The organism is Mycobacterium shunyiense (genome assembly GCF_058270035.1).
Map to the genome: position 1 here is coordinate 127,570 of NZ_JBZDPT010000047.1, position 23,655 is coordinate 151,224.

Sequence of the window (23,655 nt, forward strand, 5' to 3'; positions counted from 1 at the left end):
GCCGGCCACAGTGCCGATGAACACTTGGAGTCTTCGAGCGAGCAGGGACCGCACCTACCAGGACCGCCACGAGGCGGGCCGGGTCCTGGCCGAGCAGCTGGTGTCCTATCGAGACCGACCCGAGGTACTAGTTCTCGGCCTGGCCCGGGGCGGAGTACCGATCGCCGCCGAGGTCGCCTCGTTCCTGCATGCTCCGCTGGATGTGTTCGTGGTCCGCAAGCTGGGCGTGCCGCAGTGGCAGGAACTCGCCATGGGTGCGGTGGCCTCGGGCGGCGGGCTGGTGCTCAACGACGAGCTGGTGAACCGCCTCGGCATCGACGACGACACCATCGCCGAGACGATCCGGCACGAGACCGCCGAGATCCAGCGTCGGGAGCAGGCCTATCGCGGGGGTGCGCCACCCCCCGACCTCACCGGCCGGACCGTGATCCTGGTGGACGACGGTATCGCCACCGGGGCCACGATGCTGGCCGCGGTCCGTGCCGTACGCGCGGCGCGACGGGTCGTGGTGGCGGTCCCGGTCGGACCACCGACGGTGAGCGGTCAACTCATGGAGGAGGCCGACGAGGTGGTGTGCGCCAGCACTCCATCCCAGTTCGAAGCGGTGGGCCAGGCCTTCGCAGACTTCCACCAGGTCAGCGACGACGAGGTACGCCGCTTACTGGCACAGCCCGGCGAGGGCTAGCTCTTGTTGTACTTCTCGGCGGAATCGTCGACCTCGACGTCCGCATCGGCGGCGTCGGGCTCCACCGCGACATCCGACTCCGGCTCGGCGACCAGCTCGTCGGGATAGTCCACCGGCGCGTCGACCGCTTCGAAGGTCTCGGTCGTCTCGGTGGCGTTGGCCTCGTCGGCCGCCGCGGTGTCAGCGTCTTCGGCAGCACCGGCCTTGGTTCCGCGCGAGCGTTCCCGCAATGCGTCGACGATCAGCAGCAGCACGCCGATCACGCTGGCGCCGATACAGACCCAGGCGATCAACTCATTGCTGGTTACCACCGCGGTCACCAGCGCGGCCAGGCCGATGACGGCAAGCACGAGCGCAATGATCAACATCGTTCAACCCTAAGTGTGGTGGCCCGTGATCGGGCCGGTTCACGACAGTGTGAGGAAGTCGGGCTTTCCGGTCAGTTGTTGCCGCGGTTGAACTGGCTGAAACCACCCGCCGAGTCGTTGTTGGCGCTGGAGTCCACCGGGGCGGCCGAACCGCGCTGACCCAGCTCTTCCAGCTGAGACTCCAGGTAGGTCTTCAGACGGGTCCGGTACTCACGCTCGAACGTGCGCAGCTGCTCCAGGCGGCCCTCCAGGACCGTGCGCTGCTGATTGATCGTGCCCATGATCTCGGAGTGCTTGCGCTCGGCGTCAGCCTGCAGCGCGTCGGCCTTCTCCTGAGCCTGGCGAAGCTGGGTCTCCGAGCGGGTCTGCGCATCGGCCAGCATCGCGTCGGCACGGGTACGGGCCTCCGAGACCGTGGTCTCGGCGGTCTTGCGGGCATCGCTGACCATGGCGTCGGCCTGGGCCCGCGCGTCCGAGAGCAGCTTCTCCGACTCGGCCTTGGCCGTGGAGGTCAGGCGATCTGCGGTGTCCTGCGCCAGGCTGAGCACCCGGGCGGCACGCACAGCGGTGTCCTCGCTCTGCGGAGCGGGAGGGGCGACCGGCGCCGCCGGGGCCTCGTAGACCGGCTGGGGCGGCGGGGTGGGCTCGGGCTCCGGCTCGTAGAGCGGGATGGACTGGGTGGACTGAGCGCCACCCGCTCCGGACCGCGCCGACGCCAGCTCAGAATCGAGCTCGGACACGCGCTGCCGAAGATCGGCGTTCTCCTCGATGAGCCGAGTCAGCTCGTTCTCAACCAGATCGAGAAAGGCATCGACCTCGTCCTCGTTGTAGCCACGTTTGCCGATGGGCGGCTTGCTGAACGCGACGTTATGGACGTCCGCTGGTGTGAGCGGCATTGTCTGCCCCCTTGAAGTCTTGGACCGTCAACCGATCTCAAAGTGTAAAGCCTTGCTTGATCGCAACTGGAGTCCATCCTGTCACACCAGACCCGGCGGTTGCAGTGGAGGCCTATTTTTAAGAACGAATTTCAATCTTCTTACGCATTTGTGGACCATTCGGCAAACGCCGAGAGCGGGTCTCCCCCACCCACTCGCGCCGACGTTCTACATCGACGCATTGAACGCCAATTGCATCCCGATGAACGCCGCGAGAAGCAGCACCATGATCGACAGGTCGAAGCGCACGGCGCCTATCGTGAGCTGGGGAATGAGCCGCCGCAGCAGTTTCACCGGCGGATCGGTCACGGTCATGATGAGCTCCAGGATCACGACGGTCAGCCCCTTGGGATGCCAGTCGCGACTGAAGGACCGGATGAACTCGACGACGACGCGCGCGATGAGCAGCAGCCAGAACACGAACAGCGCGAATCCGAGAATTTCGAAGAACAGCGACAACTGAGCCGACCTCACTACAGCAGGATGTGTGACATTGGATACAGGTCGCCGTAGGCCGGACACATCTCACACAGATGACGTGGTCAGCCGATAGTGCGACGCCGCCAGCCTACCCGGGGCCCTCTCGGACCTCAGGCATGCGCGGCGGCGCCACAGCGCCGCGACTCACGTCGCGGCTCTACTGATAGGCGTAGAAGCCGGCCTCGGCGATCCTGCGCCGCTGCTCGGCGCTGACGTCGACGTCGGCCGGCGACAGCAGGAACACCTTCGTCGCCACCTTGTCGAACGATCCGCGCAGTGCGAACGCAAGCCCTGCGGCGAAGTCGACCAGGCGCTTTGCGTCGGCGTTGTCCATCGACACCAGGTCCATGATCACCGGGGTGCCGTCCCGGAACCGCTCGCCGATCGTGCGTGCCTCGCTGTAGTCCTTGGGTCGCAGGGTGGTGATCTTCGCCAGCGGGCTGCCTGCTTCGAACAGCTCGGCCATCCGGCGGGGATCCATCGCCAGCGCTCCCCGGGTGGACCCGGACAGTGCGCCCAGACGCGGTGCCGCACGGTCGAATTCGCGGGGGGCGCGCATCCGGGCATCGAACCGCTGCTCGTCGGCGAAACCGCCGGGGTACCCACCCCGGTAAGCCGGGCCCTCGTCGTACTCGGGAGCCTCGTAGCCGTAGCTGTCCTCTTCGAACCGCTCGTCACGGGGTCGCCGGGCGTAGCTACGGGCCGCACCGCGATCGTCGTCCTCGTAGTACTCGTCGTCATAGTCCTCCATCGGCGCCATGCCGAAGTAGGCCTTGACCTTGTGCAGTGTGCTCATCTCGGCGACCCTTCTGCTGACGATGGGGGTGGTGGTGTCTGTGATGAAGATGTGACTGGTGTGACTACTTCCGGTGACGTTAGCGGGCGTTGCCCCATCAGCGCGGTTCCGACACGCACACACGTCGATCCGTGTTTGACGGCGCTTTCGAGATCTCCGGACATTCCCGCCGACAGCTCGAGCCGGTGCTGGTAGTCGCGCTGCACCCGGTCCCGCTCGGCGGCCAGCCGCGCAAAAGCGTCGTCGGGATCCCACGCCAGTGGCGGGATTCCCATCAGACCGACGAACTCCAACGCCTCGGCGGAGTTCGCTGACCCACAGATTTCGTCGACGAGATCGGGGGCGTCCACATCGACACCGCCCCGTTCGGTGTCCCCGTCGAGACTGATCTGGATGTACACGCGCAGCGGTTCGGTCCGCGCGCCCGCGGCCAAGGCCTCGCCCACGGCCCGGTCCAGTGCGGTCAGCAGACGGATGCTGTCGACGGAGTGCGCAGTGTGTGCCCAGCCCGCGACAGCCCGCGCCTTCTTCCGCTGGATGCGCCCCACCATGTGCCAGCGAATCGGAACATCCGTTAATTCCGCGCGAACAGTTTCGACTTTTTCGGCCGCCTCTTGTTCGCGGGATTCACCAAATGCGAGGCACCCTAATTGATTGAGAATAATGACATCGGTGGCCGGGAAGTATTTCGTGATCGGAAGTAATTCGATTTCATTTACATTTCGCCCGACCGATTCCGCGGCGCGTGCCAAACGGGCCCGCGCGGCACCGAGCGCGGCGGTCAACTCGGCCGTCCGATCGGCGTCACGCCCGCGCTGCACGGTGCTCATCTCAGGCTCACTCCAGGCTCGTCAGGGGGTCGTTCAACGGGGCTGCTCCATCCACACCACGCTCGCCAGGCGTCCGGTCGGTGCGTCGCGGCGATGGCTGAACAGCGCGCGGTCGGCGACCGTGCACCGCGGGTCCACGTCGATCGCGGTGACGCCCAAAGCCGTTAGTTGCCGGGCTATTCCGGCCCGGAGATCCAAGCCGGGGGTGCCACGGGAGGTGGTGGTGCGCGAGCCGGGCAGGTCCGCCTCCACCTCGGCGGCCATCTGCTCGGGTACCTCGTAATTGGCGCCGCTGACCGCAGGGCCCAGCAGTACCGAGATATCCCCGAGATGTGCGCCGACGGCCAGCATGGCCTCGAGAGTCCTGGGCACGATGCCCTTTTGTGCGCCGACCCGTCCGGCATGGACGGCGGCGATCACCCCGGCGCGGGCATCGCCCATTAATACCGGGACGCAATCGGCGGTCACCACAACCAATGCCAAACGCGGGGTCGTCGTCACCAATGCGTCGGCATTATCGACCGCAGTGTCGCGCGGCCCGTCCACCGTGACGACGTGATCACTGTGCACCTGATTCATCCAGACCAGCGCGTCGGCCCCGACAGCGGCCGCCAGGCGACGCCGGTTCTGGGCCACCGCGGCCGGATTGTCGCCGACATGATCGCCGAGGTTGAACGAATCGAAGGGCGGTGCCGAGACGCCGCCGGCGCGGGTTGTCGTGACCCGCCGAATACGAACACTCACGATCCCAGTATCCGAACCCGCTGCCGGGCCCCGCTCAGTGCCGCATGAACGGTGGGACGTCGACATCGTCGTCGGCGATCCCGCCGTCTCCGTCGCCACCGACACTCACGGTGGCGCCATTGGTGTGTGCCGGGACGCTGACCGCATCCGTCGGTTCGAACAGTGAGGTGGTCACCTTGCCGGAACGCGCCGAGGCGATCGGCTGGGTCGGCGCCGAGCTCGGGCTGACCACGGGCTTGCGACTGGGCCCGGCCATATCGAAGCCGGCCGCGATGACCGTGACCCGCACCTCGTCACCGAGCGAGTCGTCGATCACCGTGCCGAAGATGATGTTGGCCTCGGGATGGGCGGCATCCTGCACGAGCGAGGCGGCCTCGTTGATCTCGAACAGGCCCAGATCACTGCCGCCGGCCACCGACAGCAGCACGCCTTGCGCGCCTTCCATCGAGGCTTCCAGCAGCGGGGAGTTGATCGCGATCTCGGCGGCCTTGAGCGCCCTGCCGTCGCCGCGCGCCGAGCCGATGCCCATCAACGCCGTGCCCGCACCGCTCATCACGCCCTTGACGTCGGCGAAGTCGACGTTGATCAGACCGGGCGTGGTGATCAGGTCGGTGATGCCCTGGACGCCGTTGAGCAGCACCTCGTCTGCGCTGCGGAACGCGTCCATCAGCGACACCGCGGCGTCGCCCATCTGCAGCAGCCTGTCGTTGGGGATGACGATCAGGGTGTCGCAGCTCTCGCGCAGCGTCTGAATGCCGTTCTCGGCCTGGTTGCTTCGGCGCTTGCCCTCGAACGAGAACGGCCGGGTGACGACGCCGACGGTGAGCGCGCCGAGCTTGCGCGCGATCGACGCGACGACGGGTGCGCCACCGGTTCCGGTGCCGCCGCCCTCACCGGCGGTGACGAACACCATGTCGGCGCCGCGCAGCAGCTCCTCGATGTCGTCCTTGGCGTCCTCGGCAGCCTTGCGGCCCACTTCGGGGTCCGCGCCTGCGCCGAGCCCACGGGTCGAGTCTCGGCCGACGTCGAGCTTGACGTCGGCGTCGCTCATCAGCAGTGCCTGTGCGTCGGTGTTGATGGCGATGAACTCGACGCCCTTGAGGCCCTGTTCGATCATCCGGTTGACGGCGTTGACACCGCCGCCGCCGATACCAACCACCTTGATTACCGCTAGGTAGTTATGCGGGGGGGTCATGGATCGTCTTCCTCCCAGGTTGGGTGTTCACAGTGCTTCTGACGCCGAATCCTCCTGGGCAAACTCTCAACCTCAACCATAGGCTTAGAGTTATGTCAAGTAGTTCCGCGCAAACAGAACGGTAGGGGGCCAACGCCGGTGATCGCGGCAGGCGCGCCGACGCGCCGCGCGGCAATTTTGCCTCGAACTACTTGACAGTCGGCAGATCTGGGCTGGAGACGTCGTAGGTATGGCCCGGCTGGGTCAGCAGTGCCGCCAGCTTCAATGCCTTCTCGTCGGTCCGATCGTTGGTCCCCCACACCACAACCCGCCCGTCGGCCAGCGTCAGCGCGATCGAGGCCACCGACGGGGCGGCGATCCGGCCCACCTGTGCGACCACATCCGGTGGCAGCGCCAGCATCACTTCGAGCGCAGCCTTGGTGGCCGGATCCGCTGGACCCGGATTGTCGGTGTCCAGATACGGCAATGTCGGCGGTGGCGGTTCGGTGGCGAAATCGACTCCGTCGCGGTCGAACAGATGGGGACCGTCGGGATAGTCCTTGACCACCACCGGCACCCGCTCGACCACCGTGATCCGCAGGGTCGACGGATACTCGCGCTGCACCCGTGCGGTGGCGACCCGACGGATCGTGGCCACCCGTTCGGCGACCGCATCCGTGTTGATCTGCAGCAGCGGCGTACCGGGCGCCACCGCAGCGGCGGCCAGCACCTGCTCCTGCGGGATTGCCGCCACACCGTTGACCACCACATTGCGCGCCGCCATTGCCGGCGTGAAGTAGAGAACCAGGCCCAACGCCACCGCGATTACGCTGACCAACGCCGACCAGAGCAGGACCTTCAGACCACGAATAGTGCTGCGGGCCACCGTGTTCAGGCTGTCCGAAGGCTGCCCGTTCACCTTGCGCTTGGCCTCGCGGCGAGCATGCTCGATCGCCACCGCCCGGTCGCGCGCGGCCCGGCGCTCCTCGCGTTCGCGGCGGGCGCGGCGGCGGGGTCCCTCGTAGTCGGGTTCTGCCGCGGGCGGCACATCGGGCCCGGCCGCGGGCGGCACATCGGGCCCGGCCGCGGGCGGCACATCAGATCCTGCCGAAGGCTCGGCGGACTCAGCCGCGGGATCGGCGGACTCGCCCGTGGGTGAGTCGCCGGGCTCGCCGGGGCCGGATTCCTCTTGAACCGGGCCGGATTCCACCGCAGCGGTTTCCTCGGTCGCCTCGTCGGGACCGCCGGGACCCGTTTCGGTCACGGCGATTCCGTCGAGGATCGGCCCGGCGCGCTGCGATTTGCCTTGATCCCGAGCTCGGTCACGATTTCCTTGCCCAGCATGGTCACGTCACCGGCCCCCATGGTGAGCACCACGTCACCCGCCTGGGCTGCGGCGGCGACCGCCGCGGCGACCGCCGAGAAGTCGGGAACATAGGTGACCGGCGCGCTGACATGCTCGGCGACCGTGGCGCCGCTGATACCGGGCAGCGGCTGCTCCCGCGCGCCGTACACGTCGAGCACGAAGACCTCGTCGGCAGCGCTGAGGGCCGACCCGAACTGGGTCGCGAAAGTCGCTGTGCGTGAGTACAAGTGCGGTTGGAACGCGACGATGACCCGGCCACCGGTCTGATCCACGACCGTGCGGGCGGCCTCGAGAGTGGCCCGGACCTCGGTGGGATGGTGCGCATAGTCGTCGAAGACCCGGACACCACCCAGTGACCCGACCAGCTCGAAACGCCGTCGCACCCCCTCGAATCCGGCCAGTCCGTCGAGCACGGCCTCGGCCGGCGCACCCACCTCGATGGCAGCCAGCAGCGCAGCGAGTGCGTTGAGCGCCATGTGCCGGCCGGGCACCGCGAGCCGGATCGCGCGCGGATGCGGCTCACCGGCGAGTTGGATGTGGGCGACCGCCCCGGTCCCCTGCTGTTCCCAGCTCAGCAGGGTGCCGGCCAGATCACCGGCGGGCGTGCTGCCGTACCGCAGCACCCGGATGCCCAGCGAGTCGGTGTGTTCGGCGAGCGCAGCCGCCCCCGGGTCATCGGTGCACACCACGAGCGCGCCACCCGGCGCGATGCGGTCGACGAATGCGGAGAACACCGCGGTGTAGGCCTGCTCGCTACCGAAGAAATCCAGGTGGTCGGCTTCGATGTTGGTGACCACCGCGACATTCGGGGTGTACTCGAGCAGTGAGCCGTCACTCTCGTCGGCCTCGGCGACAAAGCACTTCCCGCTGCCGTGATGGGCGTTGGTGCCCGCCTCGCCCAGTTCCCCGCCCACCGCGAACGACGGGTCGAAACCGCTGTGCTGCAACGCCACGATGAGCATCGAGGTGGTGGTGGTCTTGCCGTGGGTGCCCGTCACCATGAGCGTGGTGTAGCCGGCCATCAGCTTGGCCAGCACCACCGGACGCAGGATGACCGGGATTCCGCGGCGCCTGGCCTCGACCAGTTCCGGATTGGTCTTGGGGATCGCGGCGTGGGTGGTCACCACCGCGGTCGGCCCACCGGGCAACAGGTCCAGCGACGACGCGTCGTGACCGATCCTGACCTCGGCGCCGCGGGCCCGCAGGGCCACGACACCGCGTGACTCCTTGGCGTCCGATCCGGACACCTGGCCACCGCGGTCCAGCAGAATCCGGGCCACGCCCGACATCCCGGCGCCCCCGATCCCGACCATGTGCACTCGCTGCAGTTCAGCCGGAAGTGAATTAGCGTTCACTGCAGCCTCTTTCGTCGGTCGCGGGCGACATCGAGGGCGACCTGCGCCACCCGCCGCGCGGCGTCGGGGTGGCCCGACAACGAGGCGGCGGCCGTCATCGAGGCCAACCGGGCGTCGTCGGTCATCAGGCCGGCGACCGTATCCGCCACGAATCCCCCGTCGAGCTGGGCATCGTCGACGACGATGCCGCCACCGGCCGAAACCACCGGCAGGGCATTGAGCCGCTGCTCGCCGTTACCGATCGGCAACGGGACGTACACCGCGGGCAGGCCCACTGCGGTCACCTCGGCAACCGTCATCGCCCCCGACCGGCAGATCGCCAGATCGGCTGCGGCATAGGCCAGGTCCATCCGGTCCAGATAAGGCACCGCGACGTACGGTGGTGCCCCCGCCGCAGCCGGCGGCAGCTCGAGGGTGTTCTTCGGCCCATGCGCATGCAGTACCGAAACACCGGCAGCACCAAGAGCTTCGGCAGCCGCGGACACCGCGCGGTTGAGCGACTGCGCGCCCTGCGAACCACCGAACACCAACAGCACCTTGGCATCCGGCGCGAAACCGAAGAACGCCCTGGCCTCGGCGCGTAGCGCGGCGCGGTCCAGTGACGTGATCGACGCGCGCACCGGCACGCCCACCACCTCGACCTTGCGCAGCCCAGGTTCCGGCACCGCCGAGAGCACCCGGCGGGCCGACACTGCGCCGACCCGGTTGGCCAGGCCGGCACTGGCATTGGCCTCGTGGACCACCACCGGAACCGCGCGCCGACGCCCGTGCACACCGAAGCCACCGCGAGCCGCGAGGTAGGCCGGCAGCGCGACATAGCCACCGAACCCGATCACCACATCGGCCTCCACGCCGGCCAATACCGAACGGGTCTGACGGATCGCGGTCCGCACGCGCAGCGGCAACCGCACCAGATCTCCTGACGGCTTGCGCGGCAGCGGCACCGGGGTGATCAGCTCGAGGTCGTAGCCGCGCTGCGGCACCAGCCGGGTTTCCAGACCGCGGGCGGTTCCGAGGGCCGTGATCCGGACCTGCGGATCGAGTTCCCGCAGCGCATCCGCCACCGCCATCGCCGGTTCGACGTGACCTGCCGTGCCACCACCGGCCAGAACGACAGATATCCCCCGGTCGCTTCGCTCGTGGCCCCCAGGACCAGATATCCGCCGGCCCGTCTTACCCTCACTCACCCGTAACGCTGACCTTCCAAAGTCCGGGCCCGATGACCCTGTTTCCGCTGGCCTGCAGGATATCGGACCGAGGACTTACCGCCCCCCGCCGGCTGCTGACCAGCAGCGCGCCCGGAACGGCGCACCGGCCGGTCCCCGCTGCGCGGCGTGCGACGTGGCACCGCTTGTCTGGCGTCCGCTTGTCGGGCCCGGGTCTGCTTGCCCGCCTGCTTGCCGGCAGTCTTGGCACCCGCCTTACCTGCGGGCTTGGCGCCGGCCTTGCCTGCCGGCTTGCCCGCACCGCGTGAGGGCGACTTCCGACGATCGTGCAGCCGGTTGCGGGCGACCTCAAGGCGGGTGGGGATATAGGGCTCGGGCAACGGCAGCCGCAACAGCCGGGTCACCCGGTCATCGCGGCCGGCCCGCAGCGCGGCCACGGCCTCCGGCTCGTGCCGGGCCGCATTGGTGACCAGACCCATCATCAGAAGTGTTGTGGCTTGCGATGATCCACCGGCCGATATCAGTGGCAGCTGCAGCCCGGTGACCGGCAGCAGGCCCACCACATAGCCGACGTTGATGAACATCTGACCGACCACCCACAGCGTGGTGGTGGCCGTCAGCAGGCGCAGGAACGGATCGGCCGAACGGCGGGCGATGCGCATCCCGGTGTAGGCGAACAGACCGAACAGGGCCAGCAGACCCAGCGCGCCGACGAATCCCAACTCCTCGCCGATGATGGCGAAGATGAAGTCGTTGTGGGCGTTGGGCAGGTAGTTCCACTTCGCCGTGCCTTGGCCGAGGCCGTCACCGAAGATGCCTCCGTTGGCCAGGGCGAACCGGGCCTGGCGGGACTGATAACCGATGCCCTGACCGTCGGCTGCCGGGTCGAGCCAGGACTGCACCCGGTCGGACCGGTAACCCGCGGAGACTGCCAGCACCGCGGCGGCCACGACCGCGGCAAGCAGCGAGGACAGGAACACCCGCAGCGGCAGACCGGCGTACCACAGCAGACCGAGCAGGATGATGCTCAGCGAGACGGTCTGCCCGAGGTCGGGCTGGGCGACGATCAGTGCCAGCGCGATCACCGCGGCAGGCACCAGCGGGATCAGCATCTCGCGCAGCGAGGCCCGCTCCATGCGCCGCGCCGCCAGCAGGTGCGCGCCCCAGATGGCGAAGGCGATCTTGGCCAGCTCCGACGGCTGCATCGAGAACCCGGCGACCACGAACCAGCCGCGAGAACCGTTGGCCACCTTGCCGATTCCTGGGATGAGCACGAGGATCAGCAGCAGGATCGTGAAGGCGAAACCGGGGAAAGCTATCCGGCGCAGGGTGCGGACCGGCATCCGCAGGGCGATGTAGAACGCGATCAGCCCGACGCCCGTCCACATGACCTGGCGGCCGAACACCGCCCAGGGCGACCCGTCGAAGTCATAGGAATACACGCCCGACGCCGAGAGCACCATGATCAGGCCGAGCGTCGTGAGCAGAGCGGTGACCGCGATGATCAGATGGAACGAGGTCATCGGACGGCCCAGCCAGGCGCCGAAGCGGGTCCGCGGGGCCGCCGACGATCCGGCCGCGGCGTTCGAGCTGGGTGCAGCCTCGGAAGTTCCGGCGGCTGAATCGGCGGTTTCGCCGGCTGCGGCACCGTCACGGCGGCGCAGCCGGGCCAGGATGCCGGCCACCGCGCCTACCCGATCGCGGCGCGGACGGCGCCGGCGAATGCATCGCCACGCTGGCCGTAGCCGCTGAACTGATCGAAGGACGCGCCTGCCGGGGCCAGCAACACGGTGTCACCCGCGCCGGCCAACCCGCGGGCGGCATCCACGACCGCCGCCATGACCGCATCGGAGACCGGACGGTCCCCGACGTCGATCACACGAGTCACATGATCACCAATAGACTCATTTGTCTCAAGCACCCCAGAATCCTCCCCCGCCACAACCTCGACGACGGGGACATCCGGGGCGTGTCGCGATAACGCATCGGCAACCATTTGCCGATCCCGCCCGATCAGCACCACAGCAACCAGGCGATTCGCCACGTGACGCACCAAATCGTCGACCGAAGCGCCCTTCAGCAAGCCCCCGGCGATCCACACCACCCGATCGAACGCGGTGATCGAGGCCTGCGCGGCATGTGGGTTGGTGGCCTTGGAATCGTCGACGTAGCGCACCCCGTCGGCCTCCCCGACCAGCTCGGCACGATGCCTGCCAACCTGGAACGACGCCAACGCGGTGGCAATCGAAGCCGGCGCCACCTCGACGGCACGCGCCAGGGCCGCGGCGGCCAGCGCATCGAGCACACCGACCGGACCCGCCACCCTGATCGTCGCGGCATCAGCCAACTCGACGTCGTCGCCGAACGCACGGTCGACGAGCTTGCCGTCCCGGACCCCGAGCTCACCGGCGGCCGGTTCGCCCAGCCGGAACCCGACCCGAACGGGCGCCCCGGCGGACGGCAGCAGACCGGCGGCCACCGGGTCGTCGAGACCCACCACGGCCACCCGCCCGGCCAGTGCCCTGGCCTTGTCGGCGGCATAGCCGGCCATCGAACCGTGCCAGTCCAGGTGATCCTCGGCCACGTTGAGCACCACACCGGCGTCCGGGCGCAGCGAGGGTGCCCAGTGCAACTGAAAACTGGACAGCTCGACCGCCAGCAACTCCGCCGGCTGGTCCAGCACAGCCAGGACCGGGTCACCGATGTTGCCGCACAACAGGCTTCGGCGCCCATCGGCAAGCAGCATCTCGTGCAGCATCGAGGTCGTGGTGGTCTTGCCATTGGTACCGGTGACCACCAACCAACGCCGCGGCGGACCGTAGTGCCCCGCAGCGTCCAACCGCCAGGCCAGCTCCACGTCGCCCCAGATCGGTACCCCGGCCTCGGCGGCAGCAGCCGGCACGGGAGCCGTGGGCGGGAATCCCGGGCTGGTCACCACCAGCGCGTAGTCGGAGATGGACGCGATGGCCCCGGCCGGATCGATCACGGCGGTGCCCTGCTCCGCGAGAACACGCAGCGCCTCGGCGTTGTCGTCACACAGCGTCGCGGCCACGTTCAGCGGCGCCAACGCCGCCAGGACGGCACGTCCGGTCACCCCCGCACCGGTCACCAGCACCGGGGCACCCGGGGTCAGCAGCGACAGATCGTCGTCACCGCCGCGCCCGCCGGATGGGCCGGCCACGTCAGGCCCCGACAGCGGTGAGCCACTCGCTGTAGAACAGGGCCACACCCAGACCACAGGCGATCGCCGTCAGCAGCCAGAACCGGATGATGACCGTGGTCTCCGCCCAGCCCACCAACTCGAAATGGTGGTGGAACGGTGCCATCCGGAACACGCGGCGGCCCGTCGTGCGGAACGCCAAGATCTGCACCACCACCGAGGTCACCTCGGCCACGAACAGCGCACCCAGCACGACCGCGAGGATCTCGGTGCGGCTGGTCACCGACAGCCCGGCGATGATGCCGCCCAGTGCCAGCGAGCCGGTGTCGCCCATGAAGATCTTGGCCGGTGCGGCGTTCCACCACAGGAAGCCGATACAGGCGCCCGCGGTCGCCGCCGCGACGATCGCCAGGTCCAGCGGGTCGCGCACGTTGTAGCAGCCCAGACCGGGCGCCGTGGCGCAGGCATTGCGGTACTGCCAGAACGTGATCAGGACGTAGGCCGCGGTCACCATCGCCATCGCGCCTGCCGCCAACCCGTCCAGGCCGTCGGTGAAGTTCACCGCGTTGGACCAGGCGCTGACGATCACGACGCAGAACAACACGAACACCCAGCCCGCCAGCGTCACCGTGGCGATCTCGCGAACATAGGACAGCTCAGGGCTGCCCGGAGTCAGGCCGTCACCGTTGCGGAACTGCAGGGCCAGCACGCCGAACAGCACCGCGGCGGTCAGCTGGCCGACGGTCTTCGCGGTCTTGTTCAGGCCCAGGTTGCGCGAGCGCCGCAGCTTGATCAGGTCGTCGACGAAGCCGACGAGGCCGAGCATCGTGGCCAGCCCCAGCACCAACAGCCCCGAGGCCGACGGACCGTCACCGCCCAGGGCCACCCCGACCAGATGGGTGCCCAGGTAGCCCGCCCAGATGCCGGCCACGATCGCCACGCCGCCCATCGACGGCGTCCCGCGCTTCTTGGCGTGGCTGGCCGGGCCGTCCTCACGGATCTCATGTCCCAGCCCACGCTTGGTGAACAGCCGGATCAGTGCCGGGGTGAGCAGGATCGAAACCGTCAGGGCGATACCGACGGCGATCAGGATGAGCTTCATCGGTCGGCATTCCCCACTTCTGCCGCGACCAGCGCGTCGGCCAGCGCACCCAGCCCCACCGAGTTGGATGCCTTCACCAGCACCACATCCCCGGGCTGCAGCTCAGCCTGCAGCAAGGCCAGCGCAGCATCGGCGTCGTCGACCATCGTGGACTCAGATCCCCACGAACCCTCCATCACCGCGCCGTGGTGCATGGCGTTCATAGTCCTCCCGGTTCCGACGACGATTAACCGAGACACATCTAAGCGCACCGCGAACCGTCCGATGGCGTCGTGCTCGGTTATCGCGTCGTCACCGAGTTCGGCCATCTCACCGAGCACCGCCCAGCTGCGGCGCTTTCCGTGCAGGTCAGCCTCGGATTCACCCGCGTGGTCACCGGGGCCCTGCCGGGCCATCCAGGCCAGCGCCTTCAGGCCGGCGCGCATCGAATCCGGATTGGCGTTGTAGGCGTCGTTGATCACCGTCACACCGTCGGCGCGGGTACCGACCTGCATCCGGTTGCGCGAGACGGGGCCGGCGCCCGCCAGCGCCGTGGCCACCTGTTCCAGACCGGCCCCACACTGCAGCGCGACCGCGGCCGCGCACAACGCGTTGCCGACCTGGTGATCGCCGTGCACCGCGAGCGCCACCTCGACTTGCCCGCCGCCGGCGTGCAGCGTGAACCGCGGGCGCGCCAGACCATCGAGGGCGACCGGACCGGCCCACACGTCGACCTCGGAACCGGGCACACGCGAGACCCGCACCACACGGGCCGCGGTCTTGCCGGCCATGGCCGCCACCGCGGTGTCGTCGACGTTGAGGATCACCACGCCCGAGGCCGGAACAGCTTGCGGCAACTCGGCTTTCGTGTTGGCGATGGCCTCGCGCGAACCGAACTCGCCGAGGTGGGCGGTGCCGACGTTGAGCACCACCGCGATCTGCGGCGGGGCGATCGCAGCCAGGGCGGCGATGTTGCCAGGATGCCGGGCCGACATCTCCAGGATCAGGTAATCGGTCTCGGGCGTGGCGCGCAACACCGTCCAGGGATGGCCCAGTTCGTTGTTGAACGAGCCCGGCGGCGCGATGACCTGCCCCAGCGGGTCCAACACCGCGGCCAGCAGATCCTTGGTCGAGGTCTTGCCCGAGGATCCTGTGACCCCGATGATCGTCAGCCCACCGGCGACGAGCTCGGCCGCCACCGCCGCCGCAAGTTTGGCCAGGGCGGCCAGCACCGCCGCGCCGGAGCCGTCGGTGTCGAATTCCAAAGCGCCAGACGCGGCGTCGGCTGCCCCAGGCTCGGGCTTGACGATGATGGCGGGCACCCCGACGGGGCGCGCGGCCAGCACCGCCACGGCCCCGGCCGCCACCGCCGTCGCCGCGAAGTCATGGCCGTCGGAGCGGGCACCGGGCAGGGCCAGGAACAAGCCGCCGGGAGCCATCGCGCGGGAGTCGAATTCGACGGTGCCGGTGACCGCGGTGGCGGCCGCCTCTTCGGCGGTGATGTCGGCCAACTCACCGCCGACGATCTCGGCGATCCTGGCGACAGTCATCTCGATCACGTGCCCGACTCCCCTTCCTTCAGTGCCTCCAACGCCGCCGCCAACTCGTCACGATCGTCGAACGGCCTGGTGTGGCCGCCTCCGGTCTGGCCGCTCTCGTGGCCCTTACCGGCGATCAGCACCGTGTCGCCGGGCCCGGCCCAGGCCACCGCACGCTCGATCGCCGCTCGCCGGTCGGCGACCTCCACGACCTCCGCATACGTCTGCGCCTCGGCGGCGCCGGCCATGATCGCAGCCCGGATCAGCGCGGGGTCCTCGTCGCGCGGATTGTCATCGGTGACGACGACGAGGTCGGCCAGTTCGGCCGCCACTCGTCCCATCGGCGCACGCTTGCCCGTATCCCGATTGCCGCCGGCCCCGAACACCACCCCGATGCGGCCCGGACCCGACGCCCGCAGCGTCTCCAGCACCGCCTGCAGCGCACCAGGCTTGTGCGCGTAGTCGACCAGCGCCAGGAACTCCTGTCCGCGGTCGATCGGCTGCAGCCGCCCCGGCACGGTCGCCGCACGCAGCCCCGGCTCCGCCTGCTCGGGTGTCACGCCGGCCCCGTCCAGCAGCGCGACCGCCAGAGCCGCATTGGCGATGTTGTAGGCACCGGTCAGCCCGATCCGCATCCGGTGGGCCACCCCGGCCGGGTCGACGAGGGTGAACTCCTGAGACCCGACGCCGACCGCCGAGACATCGCGCACCTGCCAGTCTGCAGCCGCGCCTGCGGCACTCACCGTCGTCACCTTCTCGGCCCGACGGGCCATCGCCACACCCGCATCGTCGTCGACGCACACGACCGCCGCGCGGGCATGGTTGGGCGACTCGGGGTCGAACAGGCCGGCCTTGGCCTCGAAGTAGTCCTGCATCGTCGGATGGAAATCCAGGTGGTCGCGCGACAGATTGGTGAACCCGCCGAGCGCGAAGACGATTCCGTCGACGCGGCCCAGCGTCAGCGCATGGCTCGACACCTCCATCACCACGGTGTCGACACCGCTTTCGACCATCAGCGCCAGCAGCGCCTGCAGATCCGGCGCCTCGGGCGTGGTCAGCGCGCTCGGTAGATCGCGGCCGGCGATGCGCACCCCCACCGTGCCGATCAGCCCGGCCACCCGCCCGGCGGCCCGCAGACCGGCCTCGGCCAGATACGTCGTGGTGGTCTTGCCCGAGGTGCCGGTCACCCCGATGACGGTCAGCCGCTCCGACGGACGTCCGTACACCTCGGCGGCCACCTCGCCGAGCACCGAACGAGGGTCGGGATGCACCAGGATCGGGACCTCGAGCGCGTTCAGTTCGGCGGCCCCGGCGGCGTCGGTGAGCACCGCCACCGCGCCGGCGGCAACCGCGTCGGCCGCATAGCGCGCACCGTGCACCGCCGAGCCCGGCAGCGCCGCGAACAGGTCCCCGGGCCGGGCGTCCTGGCCGCGCAGGGTCACTCCCGTCACCCGAAGTTCGGGCAACGGATTTCCGGTGGCGGATGCCGCTTGGACCTGTTCGGCGAGCGGCACGAGGTATTGGCCGGCGGGACGGCTGGGACGCAGCTTCATGGCCATGCCACAGTACCCATCTGCGGTCCGCCGACCGCACCACCCACGACTATCGCGGTCAGGTCGCCTGCAGCGTCAACCGCGGCCCCGGATCGGCCGACAACGGGACGTTGTGACGCTGCAGCAGCCACGAGGCGATGTTGTGGAACAGCGGCGCCGCCGAGGATCCCGGTGAGCCGTCCGCGGCGCGGTGCGGGGCGTCCATCATGATGCCGACGACGTAGCGAGGATCGTCCGCGGGCGCCATGCCGGCGAAGGTGATCCAGTAGACGTCGTCGTAGTAGCAGCCGCACGCCGGGTTGATCTGCTGCGCCGTACCGGTCTTGCCCGCGATCTGATAGCCCTCGACCGCGGCCTGCGGGCCGGTGCCCTGCTGGTAGCCCATCGGATCGCGCTGCACGATGGCACGGAACATGTTGCGCACCGTACGGGCGGTCTCCGGTGTCACCACCCGAACCCCTTCGGGCCGTGGCTCATCGGTCCGGGTGCCGTCCGGCGCGATCGTGGACTTGATGATCCGCGGCGGGATGCGCACCCCGTCGTTGGCGATGGTCTGATACATCCCCGCCATCTGCAGCAGCGTCATCGAAAGACCCTGCCCGATGGGCAGGTTGGAGAACGAACTGCCCGACCACTGATCGATGGGCGGCACCAGCCCCGAGCTCTCACCCGGCAGGCCGACGCCGGTGCGCTGCCCGAGCCCGAACCGGCGCACCATGTCGTAGAACCGATCCGGGCCGACGCGCTGGGCCAGCATCAGGGTGCCGACGTTCGACGACTTCCCGAACACGCCGGTCATCGTGTACGGCATCACGCCGTGGTTCCACGCGTCGCGGACCGTGACCCCACCCATGTCGATCGAGCCGGGCACCTGCAGCACCTCGTCCGGGTTGGCCAGACCGTACTCGATCGCCGCCGAGGCGGTGATGATCTTGTTCACCGAACCCGGCTCGAACGGCGAGGAGACCGGCAGGTTACCCATCTGCCGGCTGTCCTGCCGCCCCAGATCCTGGCTCGGGTCGAAAGTGTTGTCGTTCGACATCGCCAGTACCTCACCGGACTTCGCGTCGAGCACGACAGCCGAGACATTCTTGGCACCCGAGGCGTCCTTGGCCTGCTGCACCTGCTGCTGGACGTAGTACTGGATGTCGTCGTCGAGGGTCAGCTGCACCGTGGACCCGTTCACCGCGTCGTGCCGGTTGCGGTAGCTGCCCGGGATCACCACGCCGTCCGAGCCGCGGTCGTAGGTGACCGAACCGTCGGAACCTGCCAACACCGCGTCGAGCGAATCCTCAAGTCCCAGTAGGCCGTGGCCGTCCCAGTCGATGCCGCCGACGATGTTGGCCGCCAGCGATCCACCCGGGTACTGGCGCAGGTCCTGGCGCTCGGCACCGACCTCGGGGAACTTGTCCATGATCGCGCTCGCGATCGCGGGGTCCACCGCGCGGGCCAGGTAGACGAAAGTCTCGTTGCTCCGCAGCTTCTTGAGCACGGTCTTGAAATCGGGCCGGTTGTCGAGCCGGGCGGCGATCTCCTTGGCGATGTCGACGAGCCGGCGATCCGGATCCGGCGCCTCACTGGATTTGGCCTTGGCCTCGGCGAGCTGCTTGCGGACCCGGACCGGCTGGAACGTCAGCGCCTTGGCCTCGATGGTGAAAGCCAGCTTGTCGTCGTTGCGGTCGACGATGCTGCCCCGCATCGCCGGGTTCACATCGGTGACCTTGAGCTGACTGGCCGCCTCGGCACGCAGACCAGCCGCCCTGGGCACCTGGAGCGTGAACAACTGCACCGCCGCGATCACCAGCACCGCCAGCATGACCAGGTTGCCTGCGCGATGCCGGAACACGAAAGACGAGCTGCGCAAACCTGTTTCGGGAGCGGCAACCCTGGTGCGGCGAGCTCCCGCCTCGTGCCCGGGTCCAGGCGAGGCCTTCTTGGCCCGCTGCTGCTTGGGCGTCTGGCCGCCGCGGCCCGGGCCGCGGCTCATGCGGCCGGTGCCTGAGCGTTCACGGCAGCAGCCGGGATGTGCGCCGCCGGCGCCACCGGCGGGCTGAACTGCTCCACCGGGGTGACCGGGCCCGGAGCTGCCAGCGCCTGCGCGACAGGCGCAGGCACGACAGGCGTAGGCGCGACAGGTGCGGGCGCGGCCAGTGCAGGCGCGGCCGGTCCGGGTGCGGTCGGCACACCCGGCACGTGCGTCGGCTCGGGGACCGGTTGCGGTGCGAGCTGTGCGGGGTCAACCGGCGCGGGCGCGGCCAACGGGGCAGGCGCCGGAGCGGCCAGCACCTCCGGTGCCGGTCCCGGCAGGACCGGCCCGGGCACCGGAGGAACGGCACCCGGCGCCCCATGGGGCGCATCGACCTGAGGGACCGGAATGCCCGGTACGCCAAGAGCACCCGGACGCGGCGCCCGCACCGTCAGCTCGCGCGGATCGACGACCCGCGGGGCCGGGGGCGCGGGCGGAGCCGGCGGGGCCTCCTCGGGCAGCGGCGTGTTCAACGGGGGCGGCGGCACGCCTTCGGCAGGCTTGGGAGTGCCGACGACGGTCCAGTTGCCTGCGGCATCCTGCACCAGGTGTGCGGTATCGCGCGATGGGATCATGCCCAGATTGCGGGCGGATTCGGCCAGCGCCGGAGCCGCCTGCGCTTCGAGCACATCGCGCTCCAGCGCCTCTTTCTGTTGCATCAGACCCTCATTGACCTGGCGGGCGTGACCCAACTGGTAGGACCGCTCAGCCGAACCGGTCGACAGCCACAGCGTGACCGCGAGCCCCAGACCCAGCGCCGCGATCACCAGCACGACGAACGGGACCCGGGAGATCAGGACACGTGGATTCAGCTCGATCGAGGCCAGCCGGACCAGCAGACGCTCCCGCAGGCGGACCCGCAGTGGCGGACGGACAACCTTGGGAGCCTTCGCCTTACGAGCCTTCGCCCGGGCCTTTGCCTGGCTGGCGCTCTTGGGGCGGGCCGGACGCGTACCCGGCCGTTGAATCGGGCCGGCACTCGACGCCGGACGCGCGGGCCGCTGTTCGGAACCCGGCCGACGCTTGCGCGGCGGGGCCTGCTCGGTGCGCCGCCCGCCACCTCGCGCGGGTTGACGCACCGGACGCCTGCGGTCTGCCTCGCGCAGCTGCTCGGGTCGCTTGACCTTCATGAGTTGCCCCCTTCCCCAACCTTCTCCAGTGCCCGCAGCCGCACCGGAGCGCTACGCGGATTGCGATCGATCTCGACTTGGCGGGCCTTCTCGGCGCCGCGGGTCAGCGTGACGAATTCGGGTTCATGGCCGGGTAATTCGATGGGCAGGCCAGGAGGGGTCCGCGAGGCGGTGGCCGCGGCAAACGCCTGCTTGACGATCCGGTCCTCGAGCGACTGATAGGACATGACCACGATCCGTCCGCCGTCGGTCAGCGCGGCAAGCGCAGCAGGCAGGGCGGCGCGCAACGAATCCAATTCGCCGTTGACCGCCACCCGCAGCGCCTGGAATGTCCGCTTTCCCGGATGCCCCCCGGTACGACGAGCCGGCGCCGGGATCGCCTCGTAGAGCAGCTCGACCAGTTCACCGGTTGTCGAAAACGGTTGCTGCGCCCGGCGTTTGACGACCTTGTCGGCTATCCGGCCGGCGAAGCGCTCTTCGCCGAAGTCCCGCAGAATGCGTGCGATCGACTTGGCGTCGTAGGTGTTGAGGATGTCCGCGGCCGTCAACGGGGCGTCGGGATCCATTCGCATGTCCAGCGGCGCATCGGCCGAGTAGGAGAAGCCGCGTTCGGTCTGATCGAGCTGCATGGAGGACACACCGAGGTCGAACAGCACGCCGTCGATCTGGGTGAATCCGGAATCCGCGATCGCCCCGGCGATTCCGTCATAGCGGGTCCGCACGGGCCGCATCCGGTCACCGAACGGAGCCAGTCGGGCACCGGCGATGCCGAGCGCGTTGGGGTCACGGTCCAGGCCGATCACCTGCAGACCCGGAAAGTCGGTGAGAAAGCGCTCGGAGTGGCCGCCCGCGCCGAGCGTGGCGTCCACCAGCACAGCGCCCGTGCCGTCGTCGTGGTGACGGGTGAGCGCGGGGGCCAGCAGCTCGACGCAGCGGTCGAGCAGAACCGGAATGTGACCGTGGCCCTCGGAGTCGGACTGATCTGGGGAATCTGGCACCGCTGAAACACCTCCGCTCGGAATGGCCCCTGCACCGGGGTCTCTGTCCGAATTCACGGACCTGGCGTTGGGGAAGTACGCCAGGGCCAATTCGGGCAGAGGCCTCGTTGCACGGGCTAAGTCCAGACCGGCCGCCGGTTGACCGGCTGTGTCAGCGGCACCATCACAGAACGTCGCGAGTGTCATCAGTGGCCGCGGAGAAGTTTTCTTCGTGGGTCTGCTGGTACTCCTGCCACGCGTCGGCGTCCCAGATCTCCAGGTAGTCGACCGACCCGATCACCACGCATTCCTTGGACAGGTTTGCGTAGCGACGATGATCCGCCGACAGGGTGATCCGACCCTGGCCGTCCGGACGCTGCTCGTCCGCGGCCGCGGCGAAAACCCGCAACTGCGCACGACGCTCCGGATGCGCCTTGGCCTCTTCGACCGCTTTGCGTGCACGTTCCTCGAACTCGTCCCGCGGGTACACGGCCAGGCTGTGATCTTGACTCTTCGTGACCATCAACCCTCCTGCCAGTACGTCGCGGAACTTGGCGGGCAGTGTGAGCCGCCCCTTGTCGTCGAGCTTGGGCGTGTAGGTACCCAGAAACATCTGGACACCTCCCGCCACCGGAGTTCGGATCCCGAGGCGCTTGTGAGATCCAGGCCAGGCCTTCTGCCCTCCGAACGGGGTTCCGTTTCCCCGTTGGCCGCCACTTTACCCCACGATCCCCCACTTTGCTCCATTTAGTTGGGCAAGTTTGGGCCTTCTCCCCACCTGATTCCCTCAGAACTGCCCACTGAGCACAGCTCGGCGCCCCACCGAAGCCCACAGAAACAGAGAAACCGCAGGTGAAGACCTGCGGCGCGAAGGTGGGGGGTTGTGGGGCGGAATTCCCTGAGAATCTGCCGATCTCCCCCACACCGCCCCACCACCGGGAGCGGGGCACCTACTCCGGCGTGTCGCTGGGCCGCCGTCTGCACCCGACGGGGAGGCAGGAAAAGCACACAAAAAAGGGGGCAACCCCTTACGGGCTGCCCCCTGACTCAGTCAGACGGTTCAGTCGTCGAACCGGCGCCGGAACCGGTCTTCCATCCGAGTGGTGAACGAGCCGCCGCCGCGCTGACGACGCTGTCGCGGCGCACTGCCGGAACCCTGGGCCGCACGCCCGGGACCGCCGGTCACGCGCGGGCCGGTGACGGCGAACACGACGCCGGCGAACATCGCGACGAAGCCGAACACCGACAACACCGGGAAACCACCGAGCCACAGCGATTTCACCGCGACACCGACTACCAACAACGCCAGGCCGAGGACGAACAACAACGCGCCCTGAAGCCTGCGCCGAGCCGATGGCGCGCGCAAGGTCCCACCACGAACGCTCGAGGCGAACTTGGGATCCTCGGCATACAGCGCGCTCTCGATCTGATCGAGCATGCGCTGCTCATGATCGGAGAGTGGCATTCGTCCCTCCTTGCCGACGCCGCCGTCGCTCTTCAAGATTTCACGTGCCCGCAATCACGGGCACCTAACCCTAATGATACGAGGTCGATCCGAGCCGTACCACCTTGTTCGTCGTCGATTGTAGGTCGTCGCGAGATAGCTCGGGTCGACGGGACCGACCGTCTGTCAACCGGATAATGCTGAAGATAATGAGTTAGGCAGGACACCGGACGGGCGAAAGGCGAAAGCATTGGCGACGTATCTCATCGATCTGTCGCCGGACGATATGAAGCGCCGGCTTCCCGAGGCTCTGCGCGTGTACGTCGACGCCATGCGCTACCCGCGCGGAACCGAGGAACAGCGCGCCGCCCTGTGGCTCGAACACACGCGGCGCGCAGGCTGGAAATGCGTGGCTGCCGTCGAGGCCCCCGAATCCACCAGGCCCGACAGCGCGGAACTGCTCGACGCTCCCCTGCTGGGAATCGCATACGGCTACAGCGGCGCGCCGGATCAGTGGTGGCAGCAACAAGTCATCTCCGGTCTGCAGCGGATGGGCACCAAGCCGGTGCACATCGCCGACCTGATGGCCAGCTACTTCGAACTCACCGAGCTGCACATCGAACCGCGCACCCAGGGGCAGGGCCTCGGCGAGGCTCTGACCAGGCGACTGTTGGCCGGGCGGGATGAATCTCACGTGCTGTTGTCCACCCCTGAGATCAACGGCGAGGCCAATCGGGCGTGGCGGTTGTACCGGCGGCTGGGATTCACCGACGTGATTCGCGGTTACCACTTCGCCGGCGACCCCCGGCCGTTCGCCATCCTCGGTCGCCCACTGCCGTTGTGAGAT

The 23,655-nt window shown here is 68.7% G+C and carries 22 protein-coding genes; 2 read left to right on the plus strand and 20 right to left on the minus strand.

Annotation, left to right across the window (positions count from 1 at the left end; all coding sequences use genetic code 11):
* Nucleotides 1-16: 16 nt before the first annotated feature.
* A complete protein-coding gene (locus tag AC4ELS_RS27810; RefSeq protein ID WP_498886370.1) occupies nucleotides 17-685 on the plus strand; it encodes a phosphoribosyltransferase in 669 nt (222 codons plus the stop codon).
* Here the strand turns inward: AC4ELS_RS27810 and AC4ELS_RS27815 are convergent.
* The 20 genes from AC4ELS_RS27815 to AC4ELS_RS27910 all read right to left on the minus strand — a co-directional run bounded on the left by AC4ELS_RS27815 (nucleotide 682) and on the right by AC4ELS_RS27910 (nucleotide 22,829).
* Nucleotides 682-1,053 (minus strand): hypothetical protein, encoded by a 372-nt coding sequence (locus tag AC4ELS_RS27815; protein ID WP_064883070.1) that lies wholly within the window; start codon nucleotides 1,051-1,053, stop codon nucleotides 682-684. The two genes, AC4ELS_RS27810 and AC4ELS_RS27815, sit on opposite strands and share 4 nt — an antisense overlap.
* Nucleotides 1,054-1,124: 71 nt before the next feature.
* The gene (wag31, locus tag AC4ELS_RS27820; protein WP_055115009.1) at nucleotides 1,125-1,949 is read right to left on the minus strand and encodes a DivIVA-like cell division protein Wag31; all 825 of its coding nucleotides are present in this window, start codon (nucleotides 1,947-1,949) and stop codon (nucleotides 1,125-1,127) included.
* 207 nt (nucleotides 1,950-2,156) lie between these two features.
* Nucleotides 2,157-2,447, minus strand: a complete 291-nt coding sequence (locus tag AC4ELS_RS27825) for a YggT family protein (protein WP_055115011.1) — start codon at nucleotides 2,445-2,447, stop codon at nucleotides 2,157-2,159.
* Between the two features lie 178 nt (nucleotides 2,448-2,625).
* Entirely contained in the window at nucleotides 2,626-3,264 is a 639-nt protein-coding gene (locus AC4ELS_RS27830) for a cell division protein SepF (RefSeq protein ID WP_064883072.1), read from the minus strand.
* Nucleotides 3,261-4,094, minus strand: coding sequence for a YggS family pyridoxal phosphate-dependent enzyme (locus tag AC4ELS_RS27835; RefSeq protein ID WP_448443167.1), 834 nt, complete (start codon nucleotides 4,092-4,094; stop codon nucleotides 3,261-3,263). Before AC4ELS_RS27835 ends, AC4ELS_RS27830 begins: the two co-directional genes overlap by 4 nt.
* 33 nt (nucleotides 4,095-4,127) lie before the next feature.
* Nucleotides 4,128-4,838 (minus strand): peptidoglycan editing factor PgeF, encoded by a 711-nt coding sequence (gene pgeF / locus AC4ELS_RS27840; protein WP_064960009.1) that lies wholly within the window; start codon nucleotides 4,836-4,838, stop codon nucleotides 4,128-4,130.
* Between the two features lie 34 nt (nucleotides 4,839-4,872).
* The gene (gene ftsZ, locus AC4ELS_RS27845; RefSeq protein WP_055115017.1) at nucleotides 4,873-6,033 is read right to left on the minus strand and encodes a cell division protein FtsZ; all 1,161 of its coding nucleotides are present in this window, start codon (nucleotides 6,031-6,033) and stop codon (nucleotides 4,873-4,875) included.
* Between the two features lie 187 nt (nucleotides 6,034-6,220).
* On the minus strand, nucleotides 6,221-7,222 hold the full coding sequence (locus AC4ELS_RS27850) for a cell division protein FtsQ/DivIB (RefSeq protein WP_499050800.1): 1,002 nt from the start codon (nucleotides 7,220-7,222) through the stop codon (nucleotides 6,221-6,223).
* Between the two features lie 50 nt (nucleotides 7,223-7,272).
* Nucleotides 7,273-8,691 carry a UDP-N-acetylmuramate--L-alanine ligase gene (gene murC / locus AC4ELS_RS27855; RefSeq protein WP_498886400.1) on the minus strand — a complete coding sequence of 473 codons (1,419 nt, stop codon included), beginning with the start codon at nucleotides 8,689-8,691 and terminating at the stop codon, nucleotides 7,273-7,275.
* 38 nt (nucleotides 8,692-8,729) lie between these two features.
* Nucleotides 8,730-9,893, minus strand: coding sequence for an undecaprenyldiphospho-muramoylpentapeptide beta-N-acetylglucosaminyltransferase (gene murG, locus AC4ELS_RS27860; RefSeq protein ID WP_498886399.1), 1,164 nt, complete (start codon nucleotides 9,891-9,893; stop codon nucleotides 8,730-8,732).
* Nucleotides 9,894-9,916: 23 nt separating this feature from the next.
* A complete protein-coding gene (gene ftsW / locus AC4ELS_RS27865; RefSeq protein WP_448443173.1) occupies nucleotides 9,917-11,584 on the minus strand; it encodes a putative lipid II flippase FtsW in 1,668 nt (555 codons plus the stop codon).
* Nucleotides 11,585-11,589: 5 nt separating this feature from the next.
* Nucleotides 11,590-13,080 carry a UDP-N-acetylmuramoyl-L-alanine--D-glutamate ligase gene (gene murD / locus AC4ELS_RS27870; protein WP_448443175.1) on the minus strand — a complete coding sequence of 497 codons (1,491 nt, stop codon included), beginning with the start codon at nucleotides 13,078-13,080 and terminating at the stop codon, nucleotides 11,590-11,592.
* Between the two features lies 1 nt (nucleotide 13,081).
* On the minus strand, nucleotides 13,082-14,161 hold the full coding sequence (gene mraY / locus AC4ELS_RS27875; protein WP_448443177.1) for a phospho-N-acetylmuramoyl-pentapeptide-transferase: 1,080 nt from the start codon (nucleotides 14,159-14,161) through the stop codon (nucleotides 13,082-13,084).
* The gene (locus AC4ELS_RS27880; protein ID WP_499050228.1) at nucleotides 14,158-15,699 is read right to left on the minus strand and encodes a UDP-N-acetylmuramoyl-tripeptide--D-alanyl-D-alanine ligase; all 1,542 of its coding nucleotides are present in this window, start codon (nucleotides 15,697-15,699) and stop codon (nucleotides 14,158-14,160) included. The genes mraY and AC4ELS_RS27880 overlap by 4 nt, the downstream gene beginning before the upstream one ends.
* Complete coding sequence (locus tag AC4ELS_RS27885; RefSeq protein ID WP_064883090.1) at nucleotides 15,696-17,237, minus strand: UDP-N-acetylmuramoyl-L-alanyl-D-glutamate--2,6-diaminopimelate ligase; 1,542 nt, start codon at nucleotides 17,235-17,237, stop codon at nucleotides 15,696-15,698. Before AC4ELS_RS27885 ends, AC4ELS_RS27880 begins: the two co-directional genes overlap by 4 nt.
* A 52-nt stretch (nucleotides 17,238-17,289) precedes the next feature.
* Complete coding sequence (locus tag AC4ELS_RS27890; RefSeq protein WP_064883092.1) at nucleotides 17,290-19,218, minus strand: peptidoglycan D,D-transpeptidase FtsI family protein; 1,929 nt, start codon at nucleotides 19,216-19,218, stop codon at nucleotides 17,290-17,292.
* Entirely contained in the window at nucleotides 19,215-20,387 is a 1,173-nt protein-coding gene (gene ftsL, locus AC4ELS_RS27895; protein WP_498886366.1) for a cell division protein FtsL, read from the minus strand. Before ftsL ends, AC4ELS_RS27890 begins: the two co-directional genes overlap by 4 nt.
* A complete protein-coding gene (rsmH, locus tag AC4ELS_RS27900; RefSeq protein ID WP_448443183.1) occupies nucleotides 20,384-21,385 on the minus strand; it encodes a 16S rRNA (cytosine(1402)-N(4))-methyltransferase RsmH in 1,002 nt (333 codons plus the stop codon). Before rsmH ends, ftsL begins: the two co-directional genes overlap by 4 nt.
* A 163-nt stretch (nucleotides 21,386-21,548) precedes the next feature.
* A complete protein-coding gene (mraZ, locus tag AC4ELS_RS27905) occupies nucleotides 21,549-21,977 on the minus strand; it encodes a division/cell wall cluster transcriptional repressor MraZ (RefSeq protein ID WP_055115035.1) in 429 nt (142 codons plus the stop codon).
* A 447-nt stretch (nucleotides 21,978-22,424) separates the two neighbouring features.
* Nucleotides 22,425-22,829 (minus strand): SCO2097 family morphological protein, encoded by a 405-nt coding sequence (locus tag AC4ELS_RS27910; protein ID WP_064883151.1) that lies wholly within the window; start codon nucleotides 22,827-22,829, stop codon nucleotides 22,425-22,427.
* 229 nt (nucleotides 22,830-23,058) lie between these two features.
* Between AC4ELS_RS27910 and AC4ELS_RS27915 the strand changes: the two genes are divergently transcribed.
* Nucleotides 23,059-23,652: a GNAT family N-acetyltransferase gene (locus tag AC4ELS_RS27915; protein WP_448443185.1), complete on the plus strand. Its 594-nt coding sequence runs from the start codon at nucleotides 23,059-23,061 to the stop codon at nucleotides 23,650-23,652.
* Nucleotides 23,653-23,655 lie beyond the last annotated feature (3 nt).